Here is a 20468-nt window from a genome sequence, read left to right on the forward strand (position 1 = left end):
ATTTTACATGAGGGGGGTTTTATATGACTTTGTTACATTGGGCTATTGTATCGCCTTTTTTATTTGCCATACTCATTCCATTCCTTTATAAGGCATTTCGGAATGTACATACCGGTTGGTTCGTATTACTGCTGCCAGTCGCTTTATTTACTTACTTTTTTCAATTCATCTCCATTACCAAAAATGGAGACACCGTCAAGGAAACCTTGGAGTGGATGCCCTCCTTCGGGATCAACTTCATCGCCTATGTTGACGGCCTTGGATTACTTTTCTCCCTTCTCATCACAGGGATTGGTTCACTGGTTGTCCTGTACTCGATTTATTACTTAGATAAGAAGAAAGAACAACTACATAACTTTTATGTGTATCTAATGATGTTTATGGGAGCGATGTTGGGAGTTGTCCTTTCTGATAACCTAATCGTTCTTTATATGTTCTGGGAGTTCACTTCCATCTCCTCATTCTTATTAATCGGTTACTGGTATCATCGTGAACGTTCGAGATACGGTGCTCAGAAATCCATGCTCATTACCGTATTTGGTGGACTGAGCATGCTAGGAGGATTTTTACTTCTCTATCTTATGGGTGGGACCTTCAGCATCAGGGAATTAGTCATGCAAGCAGATCAGCTCATGACTGAAGCACTGTTCCTTCCAGCATTATTGCTTGTCCTATTAGGCGCATTCACGAAGTCCGCTCAATTCCCGTTCCACATTTGGTTACCTGATGCCATGGAGGCACCGACACCGGTCAGTGCTTACCTGCACTCTGCCACAATGGTCAAAGCCGGTATTTATCTTGTTGCCCGCATGAGCCCGGTATTTGCAGAATCAAGTGTATGGCTGTGGCTTGTGGGCGGATTCGGTATCTTTACACTATTCTGGGGTTCCTTTAATGCGGTGAAACAAACGGATCTTAAAGGAATACTTGCATTTTCAACCGTCAGTCAACTTGGTCTTATCATGTCTTTATTGGGAGTCGGAGCAGCGGCTCTTCACTATAGTCAATTGGAAGATAATATTTATATGGTGGCTACCCTTGCAGCCGTCTTCCATTTAATTAACCATGCGACCTTTAAGGGAAGCTTGTTCATGGTTGTCGGTATCATTGACCATGAAACAGGCACGAGGGATATTCGTAAGCTTGGTGGGTTGATGAACTTTATGCCGATCACTTTCACCATTGCGATTATCGGAGCCTTCTCCATGGCTGGACTTCCTCCATTTAATGGATTCTTAAGTAAAGAGATGTTCTTTACAGGAATGGTAAGGGTCCTTGAAATGGATATTTTCAACTTGGATACACTGGGCATGATTTTCCCAATCCTTGCTTGGGTAGGCAGTGTGTTCACATTTATTTACAGCATGATTCTTGTGTTTAAAACCTTCACAGGTGAACACCAACCGGAGAAACTTGAAAAGAAGCCACATGAAGCTCCACTTGGAATGTTGATTCCACCAATCATTTTGGCTTCACTTGTGATTATTTTTGGTTTCTTTCCAAATATCCTGTCAGAACGAATCATCGCTCCGGCAGTGGCTGCCATTACTCCCAGCCTGATTCAGGAAGGACATGCTGTCGAAACTCATATTTCATTCTGGCATGGATTTACGCCTGAACTGTTTATGACGTTCGGGGTCATTCTATTTGGAATCCTGTTATATCTCCTCCTTCCAAAATGGAGAAAAGTGTACTCATGGATCCCTGATCGTTTCACATTGAATTCATTTTATGATGGTGGATTAATCGGAACCGAACGCGGAGCTTACAACTTTACAAAAGGTTATATGACAGGTTTTATCCGTACGTATCTTGTATATATATTCTCTTTCTTAATTGCCGTATTACTGTTTAGTTTGTGGTTTAAAGGAGCATTTGCGATCAATACGGATGATTTGGCTCCGATTGGGGTCTATGAGGTGGCCATAGCGCTTTTACTTATTATCAGCTCGGTTACCATCTTGTTTGCAAAGTCTCGATTAACGTCCATCATTTCGCTGGGGGCTGCCGGATATACGGTTTCTTTATTCTTTGTATTATTCCGCGCTCCGGACCTTGCTCTGACACAGCTTGTAATCGAGACCGTGTCCGTTGCTCTATTCTTACTTTGCTTCTATCACCTGCCTCCATTAAGCAGGCATGAAGAACGAATGAGATTTAAGCTTGGAAATGCATTGATTGCCATTGGAGTCGGGGTGGTCGTTACCTTATTTGCGATTTCTGCTTACAGCACTAAGCTTTATGACTCAATTTCAAGCTATTACATCGAGAATGTGTATGAAGAAGCCGGCGGTAAGAACATGGTCAACGTCATACTCGTTGACTTCCGTGGATTTGATACATTATTTGAAATTTGTGTGTTGGCGATAGCCGCACTTGGTATTTTCTCCATGATTAAATTGCGTCTGACAAGGGGGAAAGAAGGATGAAAACAAAAACGAATGACGTCATCTTACAAACCGTAACGAACGTTGTCGCATTCATCATTATCCTGTTTTCTCTGAGACTTTTCTTCGCCGGGCACTATACCCCGGGTGGAGGCTTTATTGGAGGCTTGATGACTTCGGCTGCGATTGTATTACTGTTGTTGGCGTATGATATCAAAACAGTAGCTACTATCCTGCCAGTGGATTATAAAATCCTTACTGCGATTGGTTTACTTCTGGCTGTGGCGACTTCTGCGGGGGCACTTCTGTTTGATGTTCCTTTCCTGACTCATGCGTACGATTATTTCCATCTTCCATTGTTAGGAAAGACATCCCTGCATACAGCCGTTTTATTTGATACAGGAGTGTATCTGGTTGTGATCGGTGTCACGATGACCATTATTCAAACGATTGGGGTGAGCGAATAATGGAAATATTAATGGCCATTGTTGTCGGAATCCTTATTACCATCGCCGTGTACTTAATGTTATCCAAAAGCTTGCTCCGAATCATTATTGGAACAGCATTGTTGAGTCACGGTGCACATCTTTTACTTCTTTCCATTAGTGGTCTAAAAGGAGGAGCTGCACCTCTTCTTGGAGAACACGCAAAATCTTATGTCGATCCGTTACCACAAGCATTGATTTTAACAGCGATTGTTATTAGCTTTGGAGTGACAGCTTTCTTCCTTGTTCTTGCTTATCGGGCATATCAAGAGCTTGGAACGGATAATATGGATCAGATGAGAGGTAACGAAGGAAATGACTAACTTATTAATACTACCCATTTTAATCCCGTTATTTACGGCGATTATCTTAATGTTTATCAGCAAATATGTGAAACTACAACGCGGGATTTCAAGCCTATCGACTCTGGCTACCATTGCAGCATCCCTTGTACTCATCAACACCATCTACAATGATGGAATACAAACGATTAACTTAGGAAGCTGGGTGGCTCCTTTTGGGATTACACTCGTTTCTGACATGCTCTCTGCTTTATTGGTGACGACGACAAGCATCATCACATTGGTTGTGCTACTTTACTCCTTCAAATCGATAGGAGCCGACAGAGAACGATTCTACTACTACCCTGTTGTTCAATTCCTATTGGTGGGAGTGAACGGGGCATTTACAACCGGGGATATCTTTAACCTCTTCGTCTTTTTCGAAGTAATGCTGATGAGTTCGTATGTTCTGCTCGTTCTTGGCGGGACAAAGGCTCAGTTGCGTGAAGGAATTAAATACATCCTTGTCAATGTCATCTCCTCTGCTTTATTCGTTATTGCCGTGGCGTACTTGTATTCCGTAGTGGGGACACTGAATATGGCAGATATTTCGAGAAAGATTGCTGATGTGAATCAGCCGGGAATTCTTACAGCGATCGCCATCATGTTTCTCTTAGTCTTCGGACTTAAGGGTGCGATCTTCCCTCTTTACTTTTGGTTACCAGGCTCATACTACGCTCCACCAACACCGGTGCTTGCTTTATTCGGAGCCTTGCTAACAAAGGTAGGGGTTTATTCGATTTTACGAACGTACACATTATTCTTCTACCATGATATCGGGTATACACATGAAATCCTGAGCATGTTAGCCATCCTGACAATCGTGCTTGGCTGTATCGGCGCCATCGCGTATTGGGATGTTAAGAAAATCATTATCTACAACATCATCATTGCAGTTGGTGTGATATTGTTCGGGGTGTCGACCATGAACCCTGAAGCATTAGAAGGAGCCATTTACTATCTAGTTCATGACATGTTCATTAAAGCCGCCCTCTTCCTCCTTGTCGGGGTGATGATCGCGATAACGGGAACGACTAACCTTAAGAAGATGGGAGGTCTCATCAAGGAGTACCCGTGGCTCGGCTGGACATTCCTGGTCGCTGCATTCTCCTTGGCAGGTATCCCTCCTTTGAGTGGATTTATTGGAAAACTATTAATTCTGAGAGGAAGCTTTGCTGCAGAAGCCTATGTAGGTGCAGGAGTGGTTCTCGCCTCAAGTCTCTTAGTACTGTATTCTGTTATTAAAATCTTCCTGAACGGTATATGGGGTAATCCGAAAGAATACAAAGGAGTTTCAAAAGGACACGCTCGTTACTTATGGATGACCTCAGCGATTCTCGTTGTGTTAGCTGTATGTTACGGCTTTGGTGCCGAAGCGATCCGTCCTTTATTCTCACAAGCAGCGGAAGTACTGGTGAATCCGAATCTCTATATAGACGCAGTGTTAAAGGAGTAATGTAGAATGGCTTTTCAAATTTTATTAAACTTTTTCATGGCCTTTGTCTGGATGTTTCTTTCGGTATCCTTTACTTCTCAGTCATTCATAATTGGCTATTTGCTAGGATTGCTTGTGATTTTTGCATTCAGAAGGTTTTTCAGCTCACGGTTTTATTTATTGCGCGTGACTGCCGTGATCAACTTATTGTTCTTGTTCTTAAAAGAACTTATCCTTGCTAACATCTCGGTCTTAAAAACGATTCTAAGACCCAAGCTTGATTTCCAACCGGGAATCTTTGCTTTACCGACTGATTTAAAAACAGATTGGGAGATTACCTTATTAGCTAATCTCATTACCTTAACACCCGGGACCCTCGTGATGGATGTATCGTATGATAATAAGATCCTTTATGTCCATGCCATCGATATCCCGGATGTGGATCAAGCCATTGATGAGATAAAAAATTCCTTTGAAAAAGCCATTATGGAGGTGAGCCGCTAATGTTACACACGATTTTTCAAATCACACTGCTATGCGTCTCCCTATCCATGCTGGGACTTGTATACAGGGTTGTGAAAGGGCCAACCACTCCCGACCGTGTGGTAGCCCTGGATGCAATCGGTATTAATCTGATTGCCATCATCGCCCTCGTATCCATTATGCTCGATACTTACGCCTTTCTGGAAGTTATTCTCCTTCTTGGGATTCTGGCTTTCTTAGGAACCGTTGCCTTTTCAAAGTTCTTAGAGAAAGGGGAGATCATCGAACGTGAGCGAGATCATTAGATTTTTCATCGGATTCTTTTTAGTAGTAGGAGGGTTTCTCAGCCTGGTCACTGCCTTTGGTTTGCTGAGGCTCCCCGATGTATATACGAGAAATCATGCGGCTTCTAAAAGTGCGACACTGGGCGTGATGTCGATTCTTTTGGCAACATTCCTTTACTTTTATTTGGAGCATGGACACTTTAATTCGAGACTGATTCTGACAATCGTCTTCATCTTTGTGACGGCACCGGTTGCTGGACACCTCATCTCAAGAGCTGCTTATAATTCCGGGGTTAAGCTCTGGGACAAAAGTGTTCGGGATGACCTGAAAAATAAAAAAGAATACGATCGTCAAAACAATCAGTAAGCAGCATACAAAAAGGCTTGACCCCACGAGGATCTCCTCGGTTGGTCAAGCCTTTTTCTTATCGTTGATACAAGTGATCCTCTACACTTCCATCCTGTTTGTGTACAACAAGCGTGCCGGAATGATCCGTCACATAGTCCTTTGCCTTTGACAATAGCTTATCCTTTGTCTCTTCTACCAGGATGGCACGTTGTCCGTCTGCTTTCTTTAATTGCCAGCCGTCATCATGTGGGGTGACATGATATTCCGTTTTATCCGAAGCGTTCCCTTCTTCAGATTTATGGGCCTGGTCAGTGGCAATCGCAATCGCTCTTCCTTCCTCATACCCTTCATCAAGAAGAGCATTGGCAATCTCAATGGCTTTGTGTCGAACGTCCGCAGGCAGGTTTTTGAGTGAATCCGGATAATCATTTTTTGTCCAACTCATTAAATATTGCCTCCTATTTAAATGGTTAGTAATTGATTTCCCATTTATTCACTTTTTAAACGTATGGATATGTAAGAATTCAGTTTAGCGTTTTGGAACAACTGCCATCGTACATCTTGAAACACAGATCAATTGATCGTCCTCATCCGTGATCTTAATCTCCCAAACCATTGTGGTTCTCCCTTGGTGCATCACCGTTCCTGTCGCAGTGACAAGACCTTCACGCTTTGCTTTAATATGATTGGCGTTGATCTCCAAACCGAAGCAAATCTCCTTATCCAGATCAATTAATTGCACCGCCCCGACACTCGCAACCGTTTCTGCAAGTGCCACTGATGCTCCTCCATGGAGGAACCCGAATGGCTGTCTCGTGTTTTCATTTACGGGCATCGTCGCAATTACTTTTCCTTTTCCCAGTTCGACAAACTCAATTCCTAACGCGCTGATTAATGTATTTTCCATGTTCATGTGAATCACCTCATAATATTTTCTTCTCTATTATCTGTTCTATAGTGGCTGTGAAAATCCTTTATTTTGCCTCAAAGGGCTTGACCTCTCTCCCCATCCACCTTTTGTTTCATGAATAATTCCCTCTTCATTTTCATACATATCCTTAGAGCATTCCTAAGAAAGGGGTTATGTTATGTATCGGTACCATCCTTTTTATCCGCCCACTCAACGCCCCTATCCTCCTATTTATTCAAGGGCACAGCCTTCTTACAACCGCAACTATCCCCCTGTTGAAACCAAAACATTTATGTCATCAGCGGGTAAAACCCTGAGCCTGATGGATGACGCCCAAAAGGTACTGCGCAGAATTAACAGTTCTAAAGATTTTTCATCGAAGTTTATGAATGCTGCACAGCAATCAAACCTCCCTGAAGTTCATAAATTACTTCAAACCATCGGCACAAGAGTACAACCCGTAGTCTCATTTAATCCTGACGGTGTGCGTTTAGTCTTCGATGAGAAGCTTGGCCAGGTGGATTGCTGTCATTTGATCGTAATTGTTCGGTGGATGTAGGGAAGGCATAATTATCGACGATGGTTACCTATTCAATAAAAAAAAGCAAGGGAACACATCCCTTGCTTTTTCCATTTATAAAATGATTGCTGCAATCCAACCGAACAGGATCAGTGGAATATTGTAATGTAAGAATGTTGGTACACAAGTATCCCAAATATGATTATGCTGTCCATCTGCATTTAATCCTGCTGTCGGTCCAAGCGTACTGTCTGATGCCGGAGAACCAGCGTCACCAAGTGCACCTGCTGTTCCTACAATCGCGATCGTTGCGAGAGGGCTGAATCCAAGCTCCATGGCAAGTGGTACGAAAATGGCTGCAATGATCGGAATCGTAGCAAATGAAGATCCGATTCCCATTGTCACTAGAAGCCCTACAATCAACATGATAAGAGCAGCTAATGCCTGGTTTCCGCCGATTACGTCAGCAGTCGCTTCAACCAATGTTTCGACATCGCCTGTGGCTTTTACCACTTCAGCAAAACCTGATGCAGTAATCATCACAAAGCCAATGAACGCCATCATTTTCATACCTTCATTCAGTAACCCGTCTGCCTCTTTCCATTTAACTGATCCAGAAATATAAAGAACAGCAATACCGGCTAATGCACCAAAGATCATTGATTCCAGCTGAAGCTGAACGTATAAAGCGACAACGATGGAAACAAGGGCGAAAATCATCGCTCTTTTATTATAAACGACCTTCTCTTCAGCGATCACTTCTTCTGCTTCATTGTAGTCCCTTGGTTTACGGTAGCTCACAAATACGGCGATGAGTAACCCGATCACCATGCCCCCTACTGGAAGAAGCATCGCTTTTGGAATATCACCTAATGCAATCTCCATGCCGCTTGTACCCATGTTTTGTGCAATAATCTCATGGAATTGCAAGCCAAATCCTACTGGTAAAAGAATATAGGGAGCCGTTAATCCAAACGTAATCACGGATGCAATTAAACGTCTGTCTATACGTAACTCTGTCATCACCTTTAATAAAGGTGGAATCAAAATAGGAATAAAGGCAATATGAATCGGAATTACATTCTGTGAAAAACAAGCCATAATTAAAATAGATAAAACAATAAGTGCTTTCGAAAGTGCTGTTTTTCTAGAATCGCCTTTTTTCCCAACAACCTTCAGTACCCAGTCAACAAGCAGATTCGGGATTCCCGTGTAGGAAATCGCCACTGCGAATCCACCCAGTAATGCATAACTTAACGCGATATTTGCCCCGCCGCTGATTCCATCAGAAAATACGGCAATCGTCTTGTCTAATCCCAATCCACCAGTCAATCCTCCGACTAACGCACCAGTGATCAGAGCGAATACAACATTCACACGTACCAAGCTTAGTACAAGCATGACAAGAACCGCTATAACAACTGCGTTCATAACTACTTCCTCCTCAAAATTCTCCATACAACGATATATCGTTTTCCTTTAGTTCACTAAATTGGTAGAGTAATAAAATCACGATTTCAACTTTAACAAGATAAAGAGAGTTTGTCAACACTTTAGCAGGGTGAAAGATGGCATGGGGGATTTTTCAGGAAAACGGTAGGTTCATGTGGACTGTTGGGTCTGGTTGGGTCTTAGTGATTCCGGGTGAGTTGAATTAATTCCCATTAAATGTTAATCGGCTGGATTCTGGTCGAAAACGGCTGGATTTTCTACCTTTTCGGCCGGATTTTGAAGAAAAGTGGCTGGATTTTCCCCTATTTCGGCCGGATTTTAAAGCAAAACGGCTGGATTAGCTGCTATCCTAAACCGGATCCCGGTTTCATCCACAAATTAAGCTATCCTATACATTACAAATAAGGAATTCCAACAAAAAAAGCCTTCTTTCAGTGCTGGAATGCTCATGCACTGAAAAAAGACTCTTCGATCCATCACATTATTTCTCTAAAGGCACAAAACGCTCAACTAATAGTGCAAGCGTCCTTGCCATGACACCCGTTCCACCAGCAGGCCCCAGTTCATAACTGCCTTTGGTGGTAGCCGTACCGGCGATATCAAGGTGCACCCAAGGTAGACCTTCAGCGAACTCTCCGACAAATGCGCCACCCATGATGGCGTGACCAGCCCGTCCTGGTGAATTGTTCAAGTCGGCAATATCACTGCCACGAACACGTTTCTTATCGTTTTCCGTATATGGAAGCTGCCAAATGTATTCGCCCGATTCACCTGACGCTTCCAGCACTTGCTCGAAGAAAGCTTCATTATTCGTGAGAGCACCTGTTTTGTCTTCACCCAGAGCAATGATGACTCCCCCTGTTAAGGTTGCAACGTCCACTAAATAATTTGCCCCTTGATGCTTTGCATAGGTCATACCGTCAGCAAGCGCAAGACGGCCCTCAGCGTCTGTATTCAATACTTCAATGGTTTTACCGCTCATAGAGGTAATCACATCGTCAGGCTTGAATGCAGAGCCGCTCACCATATTGTCTGTTGAAGGAATGACGGCAACGACGTTCTGTTCCGGTTTGATTTCACCGATGATTTCCATGGCACCAAGAACTGCAGCAGCTCCTCCCATATCGGCTTTCATTCCGACGATTCCATCTTTAGGCTTAATCGAGTAACCGCCTGTATCAAAGGTGATTCCTTTTCCGACTAAACCGATGACATCCTTCCATTCATCTTTTCCGCTGTATTTAAGAACAATCATTTTCGGTGGTTCGACGGATCCCTGATTTACTGCGAGCAGTGCGCCCATTCCCAGATGCTCCATCTCTTCTTTATCTAAAATCTCAACTTCAAAGTTGTATCGCTCAGCTAATTCAAGGGCGTATTCTGCTAATTTCGTCGAGGTTAATAGATTACCGGGGGTGTTCACCAGCGTACGGGCTGAATTGACTCCGTTACCAAAGGCAGAGCCGATATGTAAAGCCATCTCTACTTCCTTAGAATCTGAGCTTGTAAAGAACTCGATCGACTCTACCTGTACCTCTGGTCGATTTGATTTCTTCTTGTATCCGTGGAATTCATATGTAGACATCGTAAAGGCTTCTGTAAAGGCATGAGCTGCATCTGTTGCTGTCATTTCTTCAGAAACAAATGTATCCAATGCTACTGAAAAAGAAGACATTTTCATCTCTTTTAAAGCCTTTGATGCTACGCCTAACGATTCTTTTAAAGAATCAAACGTAAGCTCTTTTTGTTTTCCAAGACCTACAAATAATAACCGCTTTGTTTCCAGTTTTCCAAATGTATGTATTTTTGACACTTTCTTTGCTTCCGAAGAAATGTCTCCGTCTTTTACAAGTTGCGTAAGATAGCCTTCAAACGTGCGATCAAGTTCTTTCAGCTCTCTTTCGAATGTTGGCTGATTGTAAACCCCAACGACCAGGCACTCTTGATTTGCCGTTCTTACTTCATTTTGATTAATCGAAAATTTCATTTTAACCGACACCTCCGCTCTCTATTATAGCGAAGATGTCCCATTATTTCGACTTTCTACCAAACCAATCCACAAAGTTAATTCAGTGGTTAATAGGGTATGATATAATGAGAACATTATTTTTATTCAAACAATTGAAAGGGTGGCATTTAACAGCATGGAAGTATTTTTTAATTTTCCATTATGGGCATCTTTATTTTCGATCTTTTTTGCTCAGTTTGTAAAGGTTCCCATACAGTTTATCGCTACGAGGGAATTAAATTGGTCATTGATTACCTCAACAGGCGGGATGCCGAGTTCCCATTCAGCGGCCGTAACGGCATTATCTACTGGAGTGGCCCTGGAAGTGGGCGTGGATTCACCAATCTTCGCTGTATCCGCCATGTTTGCCATCATCACGATGTTCGACGCAACGGGTGTCAGAAGGCAGGCAGGAGAACAAGCGATTGTTCTGAATCGGTTGATGGTGGATTTCCAGAGGTTTATGTCAGAAGCAAAAGGCTGGCAGAACAAGCCTGAACAAGAAAAGCGCAAGGAGCTAAAAGAATTACTCGGTCACAAACCCATTGAAGTGTTCTTTGGGGGACTTTCGGGGATTATTCTAACCCTTCTGCTTCATTATTTCTTTTATGCTTAGGAGTGTCACGATGAGAATTGTTTCAATCTGCCCCAGTAATACAGAAATAATCGATTATCTTGGATTAACACCGAATCTTGTAGGAGTGGATGATTACTCCGATTATCCTAAAGAGGTCGAGTCCCTTCCCCGGCTTGGACCGGATCTCTCTATTAACATGGATAAGGTAGAGTCCTTGAAACCTGATTTGGTGTTTTCTTCATTAAGTGTACCCGGTATGGAAAAAAACATAGAAGAACTGGAAAAGCGGAACATCCCCCACATCACGTTAAATCCACAGAGCTTCTCTGACATAGCAGAAGACCTTTTAACGGTTGGGAAAGCTTGTGGAATAGAAGAACATGCCATGATCCGACAACAAGAATTTTTGCAGACCGTAAAACGCTTAAAAATGATCAGTTCCTGGGTTCAAAATCCACCATCTCTATACTGGGAATGGTGGCCAAAGCCCGTTTTCACCCCTGGTAAGATCAACTGGTTAACCGAGTTGAGCGAGATGATCGGTGCTCGAAATCTATTTGATGATGTGGATCTGGCAAGTGTTCAAACGGATTGGGAAGATGTACTGAAACGTGATCCAGACTATATCTGTCTTGCCTGGGTCGGCGTTCAGCAGAAACGGGTTAACCCCGAAATCGTGAAGAAGCGCCCTGGTTGGAACGAAATGAAGGCTATTCAAAATGACCGGATTTTCGTTCTGGAAGAAGCTCTCTATTGCAGGCCATCACCCCTTCTGTTAAAAGGTGCTGTCAAGCTTGCAGGAGTTCTTCATCCTGAATTGTATAAAGAGGTCCAGTGATGATAAAAAGCTCGCAGTTCAAGTTGAACTGCGAGCTCTATTCTATTCTTCTTTTGGTGATAATATCTGCTGTCTAAACACTTGCATGGATTTATTTTCATTAAGATCCACTAATTGCTGTTCAGATAACTCACCTGAACCCATCTGGATTACATATACATCCAGCGTCTGTTTACCCCATTCATTATACACATCGTCCACTGTCTCGTAATAGAGGTCCAGTCTATTCCCCTTAATAGCGCTCCCTTTATCGGCTACTACCCCATATCCATAATGGGGGATAAAAAGAATGGTACCAATAGGATAAACGGAAAGATCGGCTGCAATCGTAGAATATAAATCACGTTTCACTTTCACTCCAGAGTATGTAATTCCATAGAGGGGATGCCCAGGGTTTTTCCCGGTCGATTCAATCCCGGCTGTATAGCCTGTCGCTACAACCTTATGCTTCGTATACTGATCCCAATCAACCGACTCTTCCAACGTCCTCGGTTCAACAGGTGTACTCGCAGAAATCTGAGTCTCAAAACCTGCCAGCCTCTTAAGAAATTTAAATGACAATCCTAAACGATTTGTCTGATGCTCTTTATAATTCAAACCGGCTTGATCATGTTCACCCTTGTCCATCAACCAGGTTTTAAAGGTTTCGGCCTCTACTCCCGAAACTGATTGAAACGTAGTTCCCAGTGCAAGGACAAACAAACTGGCCATAACGAATCTCTTCGTCCATGTTTTAAACAAATTCATGTATTCACTCCTCCCACCATTATTACTTCCCAACCAGGAGGGGATATATGCATAAATTGAGAAAAAAATCGAATAGTTTCAATATTTGGAAATTATTAGGGTGGTAGTTTCGAGAGTCCCTTATAGAGGAATTTCAACGCCCATATGCGGCCATATGCGACTTTACAGGGGCTGACGATGATATTTCCTACTTCAATTAGTATGTACAATTTTTATAAAAAGTCATAATAAAAAACCGTTCAACTCGAGAAAGATGTCTCGGTTAAACGGATGCGGTTAAAACATGCGATATCCTTTTGCTCTTAAAATCCTCATCACGACTCCTGCCAGAATCGCTCCTGCCAATCCACTTCCCAAAATCACAAGATCGGCTACAGCCAAGTGGCTGATTTTCGTACCTAACTCAGAAAACGACCCGCCTGCATTTCGAAAATAATCTATAAAACGAACATCGTCTACGATAAAAATAACAACAATTGGATAAATGATAGCCATAATCCACGTCATACGCAATAACATATTTAACAAAAAACCTATTCCGAAAAATAGAACAAAAAATAAAAGCATCGAAATAATCATTACATGTATAGGCATTGTACCGTTTACACCTCCATAAACACTAAATAATAGTGTACCCCGAGTGAAATGAAAGCGTCAATATTTTCAAGGAAGTTTTGTGGCTTATTCACAAAATAAACTTATTTATCATGCAGACATAAAAAACAGACCCAATGTCAGTATTCATACTTCATAAACGAAGTATCAACCTTCATTAGGCCTGCTTTTGCCATCTAACTTTTAGAGCTTATTTTTGCTTCCCGCTGCCTCCGCAGCACGGACACGTTTCAGAACCACCTAATACTAACTGAAAGTATCCTTTTCCTGAACAGTAAAGACAGTATTTTGTTTTAGTACTTGCAGTAGCTCTCATCATTCCCTCTCCCTTTTCTTTAATTTCTTAATTTTCTGATAATATATCATCTATCCAGAATAAAGAAAAGGGACAGTAGAGGGGATGTACCTCTAAGAAAGCGAATACATTTATGTTTTTCTTTCATTATCTCTTTTTTTCTTAAAGTTTACAGAATTTTATAAAAATAATTTGTATTGAGTGTATCCGAACTGATTTCCTGGGTTTATCCCTTCAATCGGATTTAACTTATGTTGGAATGTCATTGCTTTTATCATCTCATGCACCATCACGGATGTTTTATCATCCTCTAATAATTCTTGAGGCGACTTCCACCCAACATCCCACAATTCTTTTTCTTCGATAAGGATAGAAGAAGTTTTCTTATTTTCCAACAGAAAGATCACCATGTTGTCACTAATGTCATTCTGGATGACTCCTGATCTTACTCCGATGATTCCTTTGACCGACGTTTGTAAACCTGTTTCCTCTCTCACTTCTCTAATGACCGCTTCGTCTACTGTTTCTCCTGCATTGACGAAGCCTGCTGGGAAAGACCACATTCCTTTTAATCCGCTGTATTTCTTTTTCACCACAAGCCATTTACCACTTTCATCAATGACCAGTCCGGCAACCGCCAGCCAAACTTTCCCTCTTTTCACTGCAAACACCCCCATCAACATCTCCCCATAACAAAAAGCAGAGTGGAAACCACCCTGCTTTTCACTATATGATTTAAGAATTAAAAGAACTTGAACTTTCCTTTTTTGAAGACAAGTGATGGTCCGCCAACCATGTAAAGAGCGCGGTTGTCGACTACTTTCTTCATGAAGGAAGCTTTTGTCCCAGTGATTTTCTTACCGTAAACGACACCGATTGCATCGTCTTCACCCAGTGAACATACTGTTCCTTTAATGTCTGGAGTGAATTCTTCCATATGATCTTTCCCGTGTAGTAAAGAAGCAATGTTACGGGCACATACTTCCCCTTGTTGCATCGCAATTTGTGCAGTCGGAGGGTACGGACGCTCTGTCTCTTCATTGATCATTAGTGAACAGTCACCGATGATGAAGATGTTATCATGACCTGGAGCGCGAAGATCTTTGTTGATTTTCACACGGGCACGCATGTTTTCTATTCCCGCTCTTTCGATGATGGAGTTACCGCGTACACCTGCAGCCCATACGATCGTACCAGCCTTGATTTCTTCTACTTCATCTTCACCTTTAGCGATTAATACGCTGTCCGCTGTCGCTTGTTTAAGTGGAGTTCCGATGTGGAATTCTACACCTTTTTTCTCAAGCTTGGCACGAGCATACTTCACTAGCTCAGGATCGAATCCAGGAAGGATCATTGGTGCAGCTTCCACGCACACAATACGTACTTTCTTACGATCGATATCATATTCGTGACAAAGTTCAGGTACACGGTTTCCTAATTCACCTAAGAATTCGATACCAGTGAAGCCTGCTCCACCTACAACGATTGTAAGGCGGTCATCGTTTTTCTCTTCTTCGTTTTTATACGTAGCAAATTGTAATTCGATATGCTCACGGATTTGACGGGCAGAGTTGATGTTCGAAATCATGAAAGCATGCTCATGAAGACCCTGGATACCGAAAGTCTCAGATTCTGCACCTAATGCAACGACCAGGTAATCGAATTCTACTTCACCGTCACTTGTGATGACTTTCTTTTCTTCTACTTTAATATCTTCAACAGTAGCTTGTAAGAAGTTTACTTTGCTTGTATTGACAACATCTTTAATGTTGTAACGTACACGATCATGATGAAGTGTACCTGCAGAAGCTTCGTGTAACCAAGTGGTTTCGTAGTGATAATCATTTTTATTAACTAAAATAATTTCTGCTTCATTTGTACCTAATTGCTTTTGAAGACGAGTTACCGTCATTAATCCTCCATAACCTGCACCTAATACAACGATTCTTGGCTTTCTCAACTGAATCACATCCACCTTTTTTGATAAATTTGCTTTGGATACTCTTAGAGTCCTCCACATCATGCTTTTTTATCCCGTTCAATCTGATGCTATTACCTTTTTCCCTATAGGAAAGAAACTGAAACAAATCAAACGAGAAGTTTTCCTTCAATTAAGAGGAAAGGATTGTATAAAAAATAAATAAAAACGATAAACAAGAAAGTATGTGACGTATTTCACGAACTACTACATACTTATGCGAGAATTGTCATAAATTCTTAACATTATGCCTACATTACATAATATTCTTTTTACCATGCATTTTCAAGATATATATAGGAAATTGAAAACTTAAGAATATTCCGAAAAGCGGAGGCGGCTCTAGTCCTGGAGCTGGACAACCCGAAAACGGATGATCATTTATCTCCCCCAAAAGTCTGAAACTCCACTCCTCAAAAAGACTGATTATTCCCAATTATAATTTCAATTATTGTGAAGAATCGATCGCTCTATGATAGAATAAATTAAAGTGAAATACATCTTAATTGTTGGAGGGATCTAGTTGAAGGAAGATCAAAAAGTGTATGATATTACGATCATAGGCGGCGGTCCTACTGGATTGTTTACGGCGTTTTATGGCGGCATGAGAAAAGCATCAGTTAAGATTATTGAAAGTTTACCACAACTCGGGGGCCAGCTGGCTACTCTATATCCTGAGAAATACATATATGATGTTGCCGGTTTTCCTAAAGTGAAAGCCCAGGATCTTGTCAATAATTTAAAAGAGCAGATGGCAAAGTTTGAGACGACGATCTGTTTGGAGCAAGCTGTGGAAGGTGTAGAAAAACAGGCTGATGGCATGTTTAAGCTCACAACCGATAAAGAGATTCATTTTTCCAGAACGATCATCATCACAGCAGGGAACGGTGCTTTCCAGCCTCGACGCCTGGAACTAGAGCATGCGTCTGAATTTGAAGGTAAGAATCTTCATTACTTTGTTGATAACCTGGAACATTTCAGAGGCAAGAAAGTTGTCATTTGTGGTGGTGGTGATTCTGCCGTTGACTGGGCGCTTATGCTTGAGCCGATTGCAGAAAAAGTCTACCTCGTTCACAGAAGAGATAAATTCAGGGCACATGAGCATAGTGTGGAAAACCTGCACAATTCTACGGTTGAACTTAAGACACCTTATGTCCCTTCAGAACTGGTTGTGGATGATAACAAAATCAATCAATTGATTTTAGAAGAAACTAAGGGTGATGAGAAGGAAATTATTGATCTTGATGAGTTAATCGTAAACTTTGGATTTGTTTCTTCTCTTGGTCCGATTAAGGACTGGGGCCTTGAGATTGAAAAGAATTCGATCGTTGTCAACTCAAGAATGGAAACGAATATTCCAGGTATATACGCAGCAGGTGATATTAGTACGTACGACGGTAAAGTGAAGCTTATTGCAAGCGGATTTGGTGAGGCACCGACAGCTGTTAACAATGCCAAAGCATATATGGACCCTAAGGCAAGAGTCCAACCGATGCACAGTACATCCATGTTTACAGATTAAAGACTATTATTAGGGAGGTTTTAGGATATGTATTCCTAAGCCTCTTTTTCATTTGGAGGAGACAACACCCAAAGGAAAACAGCAAAAAGATGGCAGCTCTTATGAAACGGAATATCCAATCGAAGAAGCAACGTGACCTGATATGCATCAAACATCCACGTATACGAGTGATTTCCATCATCACCCATTGATTTGTTTATTTTAGCAATGAATGGGTAGACCAATAATAAGACAAAAACTTAGATAAAGGATGATGGAGAGAATGAATGTATTAGTTATTGGAGCAAATGGTCACACTGGCCGTCACATAGTGAAAGAACTTTCAAATAGCAGTCAGCATTTCGTGAGAGCCATGATTCGAAAAACAGAACAAGCGAAGGATATGGAAGATTTAGGGGCAAGACCGATTGTTGCAGACCTGGAGCAGGACTTTTCATACGCTCTTGAGAATGTAAATGCCGTTATATTTGCAGCTGGTAGTGGCGGATCGACCGGTGACGATAAAACTCTTGCCATTGACCAGGAGGGTGCAAAAAAAGCGGTGGATTATGCGAAGAAGATGGGAATTGAGCGTTTTGTGATGCTTAGCTCAATGGGTGCCGATAACCCGTCAAGCGGCCCGGATGAATTGCAATTCTACTTAAAAGCAAAAGGTGCAGCGGATTCCCACTTGAAGGAAAGCGGCCTAAACTACACGATCGTCCGCCCTGGCTCCCTTTCATTTGATGATGCAACTGGAAAAATTGAAGCAGCCACTTCCATTGAAGACAAAAGCAGAGACATTTCCCGTGAAGATGTCGCGAAAGTACTTGTCGACGCCTTGACAATCGAAGAAACCAATCACAAAGTATTCGAGATCTTAAGCGGTGACACACCTGTCGAAGAAGCGTTAAAGAATATTCATTGATACTTGAAAAGGGACGGACCTCCACTTTGGAGGTCCGTCCCTTTTAATCATTAGCAGTTCTCCGGCGTACCCTTATTCGTCGCCGTCACGAATGATGATCCGCATCCGCATGAAGCGATGGCGTTCGGATTGTCGATGGTGAACCCGCCGCCCATCATGGACTGCTTGTAATCTATTTTAGTACCGTTCAAGATAGCAGCATCATTTTTAGCTACAACAAGCTTTATTCCATGTTGTTCCAGTGTTGTATCTCCATCTTGAAGCTCATGTTCAAATCCCATACCGTAAGAAAGGCCGCTGCAGCCTCCCCCTTTTACCGCTACTCGCAACATGGCATCTGTTTCGTCATGTTCCTTCATCATATCTTTAATCTGAAGGGCAGCGGCTTCTGTTAGAATGACAACTTCACTCATTTACTACACCCCCAACCTTTTCATTTCTTACTACTTAGTATACTCCTTTCTATTTTACTACTCAACCAAAGGAGCTTTGGTGAATGAATGTAAGAAAACTTTTTATTGGGCTCTTTTGATCATGTTTGTTGCTACTTTAGAGGAAAAAGAATTCAATAAGACAAAAAAAATAAGCCAGTCACAAGACCAGCTTTTCTTTAGAACATCGGATTATCTTCCAGGAACTGATAGATATGATCCACCAGTTCTTCAGGTGTGTCCCCTGTTACGACTTCACCATTGACGAGAGCATAAAAGGATTGTGCGCATTTTCCGCAGTAACCCAGGCATCCGTACTCAATGACATCAAGGTTGGGGTCCCTTTCTAATATCTCAAGCGCTTTTTGCGCACCACTAGCAAGATTGCTTATACAAAATTCTATAATAGGTTTCAATTCTATCACCTCACTACTCTTTGTTATGCTACCTTTTTTTATCAATATCGTCAATCATTTGAGTTCCATGTAATGGTATAACAGATTGTGAACATTTTCGCTTATTTCTGTTGTGAAAACGCCACTATTTCGATATACTTTTAATGTTAATAGGTTTATTAATGTGATAATTGCTCGAATTATGCTTCATATTGAAAATGCTTACTTTTTCAGGACCCGTTTTAACGTGAATGTCCTTTGAATCCTGTCCCATACAACTCTAGGGATATAAATCATATACAAACACACTATTTCAACAATAATGTAGAGTGCAAAAAAGGGGAAATTTTTCATGAAACAATTAGTGCTGCTTGGTGGAGGATACGGTAATATGCGAGTTCTTCTTCGCTTATTACCCAACCAATTACCTGAAGATGTATCGATTACCCTGATTGACCGAAATCCTTACCACTGTCTTAAAACTGAATACTACGCATTAGCTGCTGGTACGATTTCAGATCAACATGTACGCGTATCATTCCCGGAACATGCCCGTTTATCCTATGTGTACGGAGATATTTCCGGAGTGGACATGGAAAACAAACTCGTAAATATGAAAGATCAAGATCCAGTTCCTTATGACGACCTTGTGATTGGACTCGGTTGTGAGGATAAATATCATAATGTTCCCGGTGCTGACGAACATACTTACTCCATTCAAACAATTGAAAAATCCCGTAAAACATACCAAACCTTATGTAATCTTCCAGCTGGTTCGATCGTAGGAATTGTTGGAGCCGGCTTAAGCGGGATCGAGCTTGCGAGTGAGCTTCGTGAAAGCCGTTCTGATTTGAAAATTAAGCTATTCGATCGTGGTCCGCGTATTCTTAATGCCTTCCCTGAACGGTTAAGTTCTTATGTTCACAGTTGGTTCGACGAGAATGATGTAGACATCGTCAACGGCTCGAACATCACAAAAGTGGAACCAAACACCCTTCATAACCATGAAGAACAAATTTTTTGCGATGCCATCGTATGGACAGCAGGAATTCAACCAAGCAAAGTCGTCCGAGATATGGATGTTGAAAAAGATGCAAGCGGTCGCGTTATTCTGACAAAGTATCATAACCTGCCTCAGGATGAGAATGTTTACGTGGTTGGTGACTGCGCAAGCCTTCCTCAAGCTCCAAGTGCCCAGCTTGCTGAGGGACAAGCGGAACAAATCGTGACAGTCTTACTTAAACGTTGGAAGAATGAACCGCTGCCGGCAGAATTACCTAAGATTAAGCTAAAAGGAATTCTCGGCTCGCTCGGAAAGAAACATGGTTTCGGTCTGGTAAACGAGCGCTCCATCACAGGTCGCGTCGCTCGATTGTTGAAATCCGGTGTGTTATGGATGTATAAATATCATAATGGATGATGGAAAAAAGAACCGCAATGTGCGGTTCTTTTTTTTAGGTTCAGCTTTATTTCTTTCATTAAAAAGGACTCTCCCAATAAGGACAGCCC

The 20468-nt window shown here is 41.9% G+C and carries 24 protein-coding genes; 13 read left to right on the forward strand and 11 right to left on the reverse strand.

What is annotated here, in order from left to right:
- Positions 1-23 precede the first annotated feature (23 nt).
- Genes AAEM60_RS19000 through mnhG form a run of 7 tightly spaced genes read left to right on the forward strand, consistent with a single transcriptional unit; the run spans position 24 to position 5782 of the window.
- Positions 24-2429: a Na+/H+ antiporter subunit A gene (locus AAEM60_RS19000; protein ID WP_341356881.1), complete on the forward strand. Its 2406-nt coding sequence runs from the start codon at positions 24-26 to the stop codon at positions 2427-2429.
- Positions 2426-2854, forward strand: a complete 429-nt coding sequence (locus AAEM60_RS19005; protein ID WP_341356882.1) for a Na(+)/H(+) antiporter subunit B — start codon at positions 2426-2428, stop codon at positions 2852-2854. The genes AAEM60_RS19000 and AAEM60_RS19005 overlap by 4 nt, the downstream gene beginning before the upstream one ends.
- Entirely contained in the window at positions 2854-3195 is a 342-nt protein-coding gene (locus AAEM60_RS19010; protein WP_044338125.1) for a Na(+)/H(+) antiporter subunit C, read from the forward strand. Before AAEM60_RS19005 ends, AAEM60_RS19010 begins: the two co-directional genes overlap by 1 nt.
- Positions 3188-4669: a Na+/H+ antiporter subunit D gene (locus tag AAEM60_RS19015; protein WP_299743791.1), complete on the forward strand. Its 1482-nt coding sequence runs from the start codon at positions 3188-3190 to the stop codon at positions 4667-4669. The genes AAEM60_RS19010 and AAEM60_RS19015 overlap by 8 nt, the downstream gene beginning before the upstream one ends.
- Before the next feature lie 6 nt (positions 4670-4675).
- Positions 4676-5152 carry a Na+/H+ antiporter subunit E gene (locus AAEM60_RS19020; protein WP_299743789.1) on the forward strand — a complete coding sequence of 159 codons (477 nt, stop codon included), beginning with the start codon at positions 4676-4678 and terminating at the stop codon, positions 5150-5152.
- Complete coding sequence (locus AAEM60_RS19025; protein ID WP_299743786.1) at positions 5152-5436, forward strand: Na(+)/H(+) antiporter subunit F1; 285 nt, start codon at positions 5152-5154, stop codon at positions 5434-5436. The genes AAEM60_RS19020 and AAEM60_RS19025 overlap by 1 nt, the downstream gene beginning before the upstream one ends.
- On the forward strand, positions 5420-5782 hold the full coding sequence (mnhG, locus tag AAEM60_RS19030) for a monovalent cation/H(+) antiporter subunit G (protein WP_299743783.1): 363 nt from the start codon (positions 5420-5422) through the stop codon (positions 5780-5782). The genes AAEM60_RS19025 and mnhG overlap by 17 nt, the downstream gene beginning before the upstream one ends.
- Before the next feature lie 58 nt (positions 5783-5840).
- Here the strand turns inward: mnhG and AAEM60_RS19035 are convergent, their stop codons facing one another.
- Together AAEM60_RS19035 and AAEM60_RS19040 are read right to left on the reverse strand one after the other, a co-directional pair.
- Positions 5841-6209: a DUF2188 domain-containing protein gene (locus AAEM60_RS19035; protein WP_299743782.1), complete on the reverse strand. Its 369-nt coding sequence runs from the start codon at positions 6207-6209 to the stop codon at positions 5841-5843.
- 84 nt (positions 6210-6293) lie between these two features.
- Positions 6294-6677 carry a PaaI family thioesterase gene (locus AAEM60_RS19040; protein WP_299743779.1) on the reverse strand — a complete coding sequence of 128 codons (384 nt, stop codon included), beginning with the start codon at positions 6675-6677 and terminating at the stop codon, positions 6294-6296.
- Between the two features lie 175 nt (positions 6678-6852).
- On the opposite strand from AAEM60_RS19040, the gene AAEM60_RS19045 reads away from it, so the two are divergent.
- Complete coding sequence (locus AAEM60_RS19045; RefSeq protein WP_299743776.1) at positions 6853-7233, forward strand: hypothetical protein; 381 nt, start codon at positions 6853-6855, stop codon at positions 7231-7233.
- A 75-nt stretch (positions 7234-7308) separates the two neighbouring features.
- On the opposite strand, the gene AAEM60_RS19050 is transcribed toward AAEM60_RS19045, so the two are convergent.
- On the reverse strand, positions 7309-8625 hold the full coding sequence (locus AAEM60_RS19050) for a Na+/H+ antiporter family protein (RefSeq protein ID WP_299743774.1): 1317 nt from the start codon (positions 8623-8625) through the stop codon (positions 7309-7311).
- A 502-nt stretch (positions 8626-9127) separates the two neighbouring features.
- Positions 9128-10633 carry a leucyl aminopeptidase gene (locus AAEM60_RS19055; protein ID WP_299743771.1) on the reverse strand — a complete coding sequence of 502 codons (1506 nt, stop codon included), beginning with the start codon at positions 10631-10633 and terminating at the stop codon, positions 9128-9130.
- Between the two features lie 157 nt (positions 10634-10790).
- Between AAEM60_RS19055 and AAEM60_RS19060 the strand changes: the two genes are divergently transcribed.
- Positions 10791-11270: a divergent PAP2 family protein gene (locus AAEM60_RS19060; protein WP_149157587.1), complete on the forward strand. Its 480-nt coding sequence runs from the start codon at positions 10791-10793 to the stop codon at positions 11268-11270.
- Between the two features lie 10 nt (positions 11271-11280).
- Complete coding sequence (locus tag AAEM60_RS19065; protein WP_341356883.1) at positions 11281-12069, forward strand: cobalamin-binding protein; 789 nt, start codon at positions 11281-11283, stop codon at positions 12067-12069.
- A gap of 42 nt (positions 12070-12111) precedes the next feature.
- On the opposite strand, the gene AAEM60_RS19070 is transcribed toward AAEM60_RS19065, so the two are convergent.
- The 5 genes from AAEM60_RS19070 to AAEM60_RS19090 all read right to left on the reverse strand — a co-directional run bounded on the left by AAEM60_RS19070 (position 12112) and on the right by AAEM60_RS19090 (position 15686).
- A complete protein-coding gene (locus AAEM60_RS19070; protein ID WP_341356884.1) occupies positions 12112-12816 on the reverse strand; it encodes a 3D domain-containing protein in 705 nt (234 codons plus the stop codon).
- Positions 12817-13092: 276 nt separating this feature from the next.
- Positions 13093-13410, reverse strand: coding sequence for a YuiB family protein (locus AAEM60_RS19075; RefSeq protein ID WP_299743760.1), 318 nt, complete (start codon positions 13408-13410; stop codon positions 13093-13095).
- A 211-nt stretch (positions 13411-13621) separates the two neighbouring features.
- Complete coding sequence (locus AAEM60_RS19080; RefSeq protein ID WP_172655674.1) at positions 13622-13747, reverse strand: YuiA family protein; 126 nt, start codon at positions 13745-13747, stop codon at positions 13622-13624.
- Positions 13748-13905: 158 nt separating this feature from the next.
- On the reverse strand, positions 13906-14403 hold the full coding sequence (locus tag AAEM60_RS19085; RefSeq protein ID WP_341356885.1) for an NUDIX hydrolase: 498 nt from the start codon (positions 14401-14403) through the stop codon (positions 13906-13908).
- A 65-nt stretch (positions 14404-14468) separates the two neighbouring features.
- Positions 14469-15686 (reverse strand): NAD(P)/FAD-dependent oxidoreductase, encoded by a 1218-nt coding sequence (locus AAEM60_RS19090; RefSeq protein WP_299744027.1) that lies wholly within the window; start codon positions 15684-15686, stop codon positions 14469-14471.
- A 541-nt stretch (positions 15687-16227) separates the two neighbouring features.
- Here AAEM60_RS19090 and AAEM60_RS19095 point away from each other — a divergent pair.
- Both AAEM60_RS19095 and AAEM60_RS19100 read left to right on the forward strand, forming a co-directional pair.
- Positions 16228-17226: an NAD(P)/FAD-dependent oxidoreductase gene (locus AAEM60_RS19095; RefSeq protein WP_299743754.1), complete on the forward strand. Its 999-nt coding sequence runs from the start codon at positions 16228-16230 to the stop codon at positions 17224-17226.
- A 262-nt stretch (positions 17227-17488) separates the two neighbouring features.
- Positions 17489-18133, forward strand: a complete 645-nt coding sequence (locus AAEM60_RS19100; protein WP_299743751.1) for an SDR family oxidoreductase — start codon at positions 17489-17491, stop codon at positions 18131-18133.
- Positions 18134-18183: 50 nt separating this feature from the next.
- Here the strand turns inward: AAEM60_RS19100 and AAEM60_RS19105 are convergent, their stop codons facing one another.
- Positions 18184-18546 carry an iron-sulfur cluster assembly accessory protein gene (locus tag AAEM60_RS19105; RefSeq protein WP_299743748.1) on the reverse strand — a complete coding sequence of 121 codons (363 nt, stop codon included), beginning with the start codon at positions 18544-18546 and terminating at the stop codon, positions 18184-18186.
- Between the two features lie 197 nt (positions 18547-18743).
- A complete protein-coding gene (locus AAEM60_RS19110; RefSeq protein ID WP_258549604.1) occupies positions 18744-18980 on the reverse strand; it encodes a YuzB family protein in 237 nt (78 codons plus the stop codon).
- Positions 18981-19311: 331 nt separating this feature from the next.
- Between AAEM60_RS19110 and AAEM60_RS19115 the strand changes: the two genes are divergently transcribed.
- Complete coding sequence (locus AAEM60_RS19115) at positions 19312-20379, forward strand: NAD(P)/FAD-dependent oxidoreductase (protein WP_299743745.1); 1068 nt, start codon at positions 19312-19314, stop codon at positions 20377-20379.
- The last annotated feature ends 89 nt before the right edge of the window (positions 20380-20468 follow it).

This window comes from Rossellomorea sp. y25 (assembly GCF_038049935.1).
Classification (GTDB): domain Bacteria; phylum Bacillota; class Bacilli; order Bacillales; family Bacillaceae_B; genus Rossellomorea.

What these genes read in the sequence shown, in the direction of transcription:
- AAEM60_RS19000 (WP_341356881.1), top strand. Translation starts at nt 24, where the DNA reads ATGACTTTGTTACATTGGGCTATTGTATCGCCTTTTTTATTTGCCATA.
- AAEM60_RS19005 (WP_341356882.1), top strand. Translation starts at nt 2,426, where the DNA reads ATGAAAACAAAAACGAATGACGTCATCTTACAAACCGTAACGAACGTT.
- AAEM60_RS19010 (WP_044338125.1), top strand. Translation starts at nt 2,854, where the DNA reads ATGGAAATATTAATGGCCATTGTTGTCGGAATCCTTATTACCATCGCC.
- AAEM60_RS19015 (WP_299743791.1), top strand. Translation starts at nt 3,188, where the DNA reads ATGACTAACTTATTAATACTACCCATTTTAATCCCGTTATTTACGGCG.
- AAEM60_RS19020 (WP_299743789.1), top strand. Translation starts at nt 4,676, where the DNA reads ATGGCTTTTCAAATTTTATTAAACTTTTTCATGGCCTTTGTCTGGATG.
- AAEM60_RS19025 (WP_299743786.1), top strand. Translation starts at nt 5,152, where the DNA reads ATGTTACACACGATTTTTCAAATCACACTGCTATGCGTCTCCCTATCC.
- AAEM60_RS19035 (WP_299743782.1), bottom strand. Translation starts at nt 6,209, where the DNA reads ATGAGTTGGACAAAAAATGATTATCCGGATTCACTCAAAAACCTGCCT.
- AAEM60_RS19040 (WP_299743779.1), bottom strand. Translation starts at nt 6,677, where the DNA reads ATGAACATGGAAAATACATTAATCAGCGCGTTAGGAATTGAGTTTGTC.
- AAEM60_RS19045 (WP_299743776.1), top strand. Translation starts at nt 6,853, where the DNA reads ATGTATCGGTACCATCCTTTTTATCCGCCCACTCAACGCCCCTATCCT.
- AAEM60_RS19050 (WP_299743774.1), bottom strand. Translation starts at nt 8,625, where the DNA reads ATGAACGCAGTTGTTATAGCGGTTCTTGTCATGCTTGTACTAAGCTTG.
- AAEM60_RS19055 (WP_299743771.1), bottom strand. Translation starts at nt 10,633, where the DNA reads ATGAAATTTTCGATTAATCAAAATGAAGTAAGAACGGCAAATCAAGAG.
- AAEM60_RS19060 (WP_149157587.1), top strand. Translation starts at nt 10,791, where the DNA reads ATGGAAGTATTTTTTAATTTTCCATTATGGGCATCTTTATTTTCGATC.
- AAEM60_RS19065 (WP_341356883.1), top strand. Translation starts at nt 11,281, where the DNA reads ATGAGAATTGTTTCAATCTGCCCCAGTAATACAGAAATAATCGATTAT.
- AAEM60_RS19070 (WP_341356884.1), bottom strand. Translation starts at nt 12,816, where the DNA reads ATGAATTTGTTTAAAACATGGACGAAGAGATTCGTTATGGCCAGTTTG.
- AAEM60_RS19075 (WP_299743760.1), bottom strand. Translation starts at nt 13,410, where the DNA reads ATGCCTATACATGTAATGATTATTTCGATGCTTTTATTTTTTGTTCTA.
- AAEM60_RS19080 (WP_172655674.1), bottom strand. Translation starts at nt 13,747, where the DNA reads ATGAGAGCTACTGCAAGTACTAAAACAAAATACTGTCTTTACTGTTCA.
- AAEM60_RS19085 (WP_341356885.1), bottom strand. Translation starts at nt 14,403, where the DNA reads ATGGGGGTGTTTGCAGTGAAAAGAGGGAAAGTTTGGCTGGCGGTTGCC.
- AAEM60_RS19100 (WP_299743751.1), top strand. Translation starts at nt 17,489, where the DNA reads ATGAATGTATTAGTTATTGGAGCAAATGGTCACACTGGCCGTCACATA.
- AAEM60_RS19105 (WP_299743748.1), bottom strand. Translation starts at nt 18,546, where the DNA reads ATGAGTGAAGTTGTCATTCTAACAGAAGCCGCTGCCCTTCAGATTAAA.
- AAEM60_RS19115 (WP_299743745.1), top strand. Translation starts at nt 19,312, where the DNA reads ATGAAACAATTAGTGCTGCTTGGTGGAGGATACGGTAATATGCGAGTT.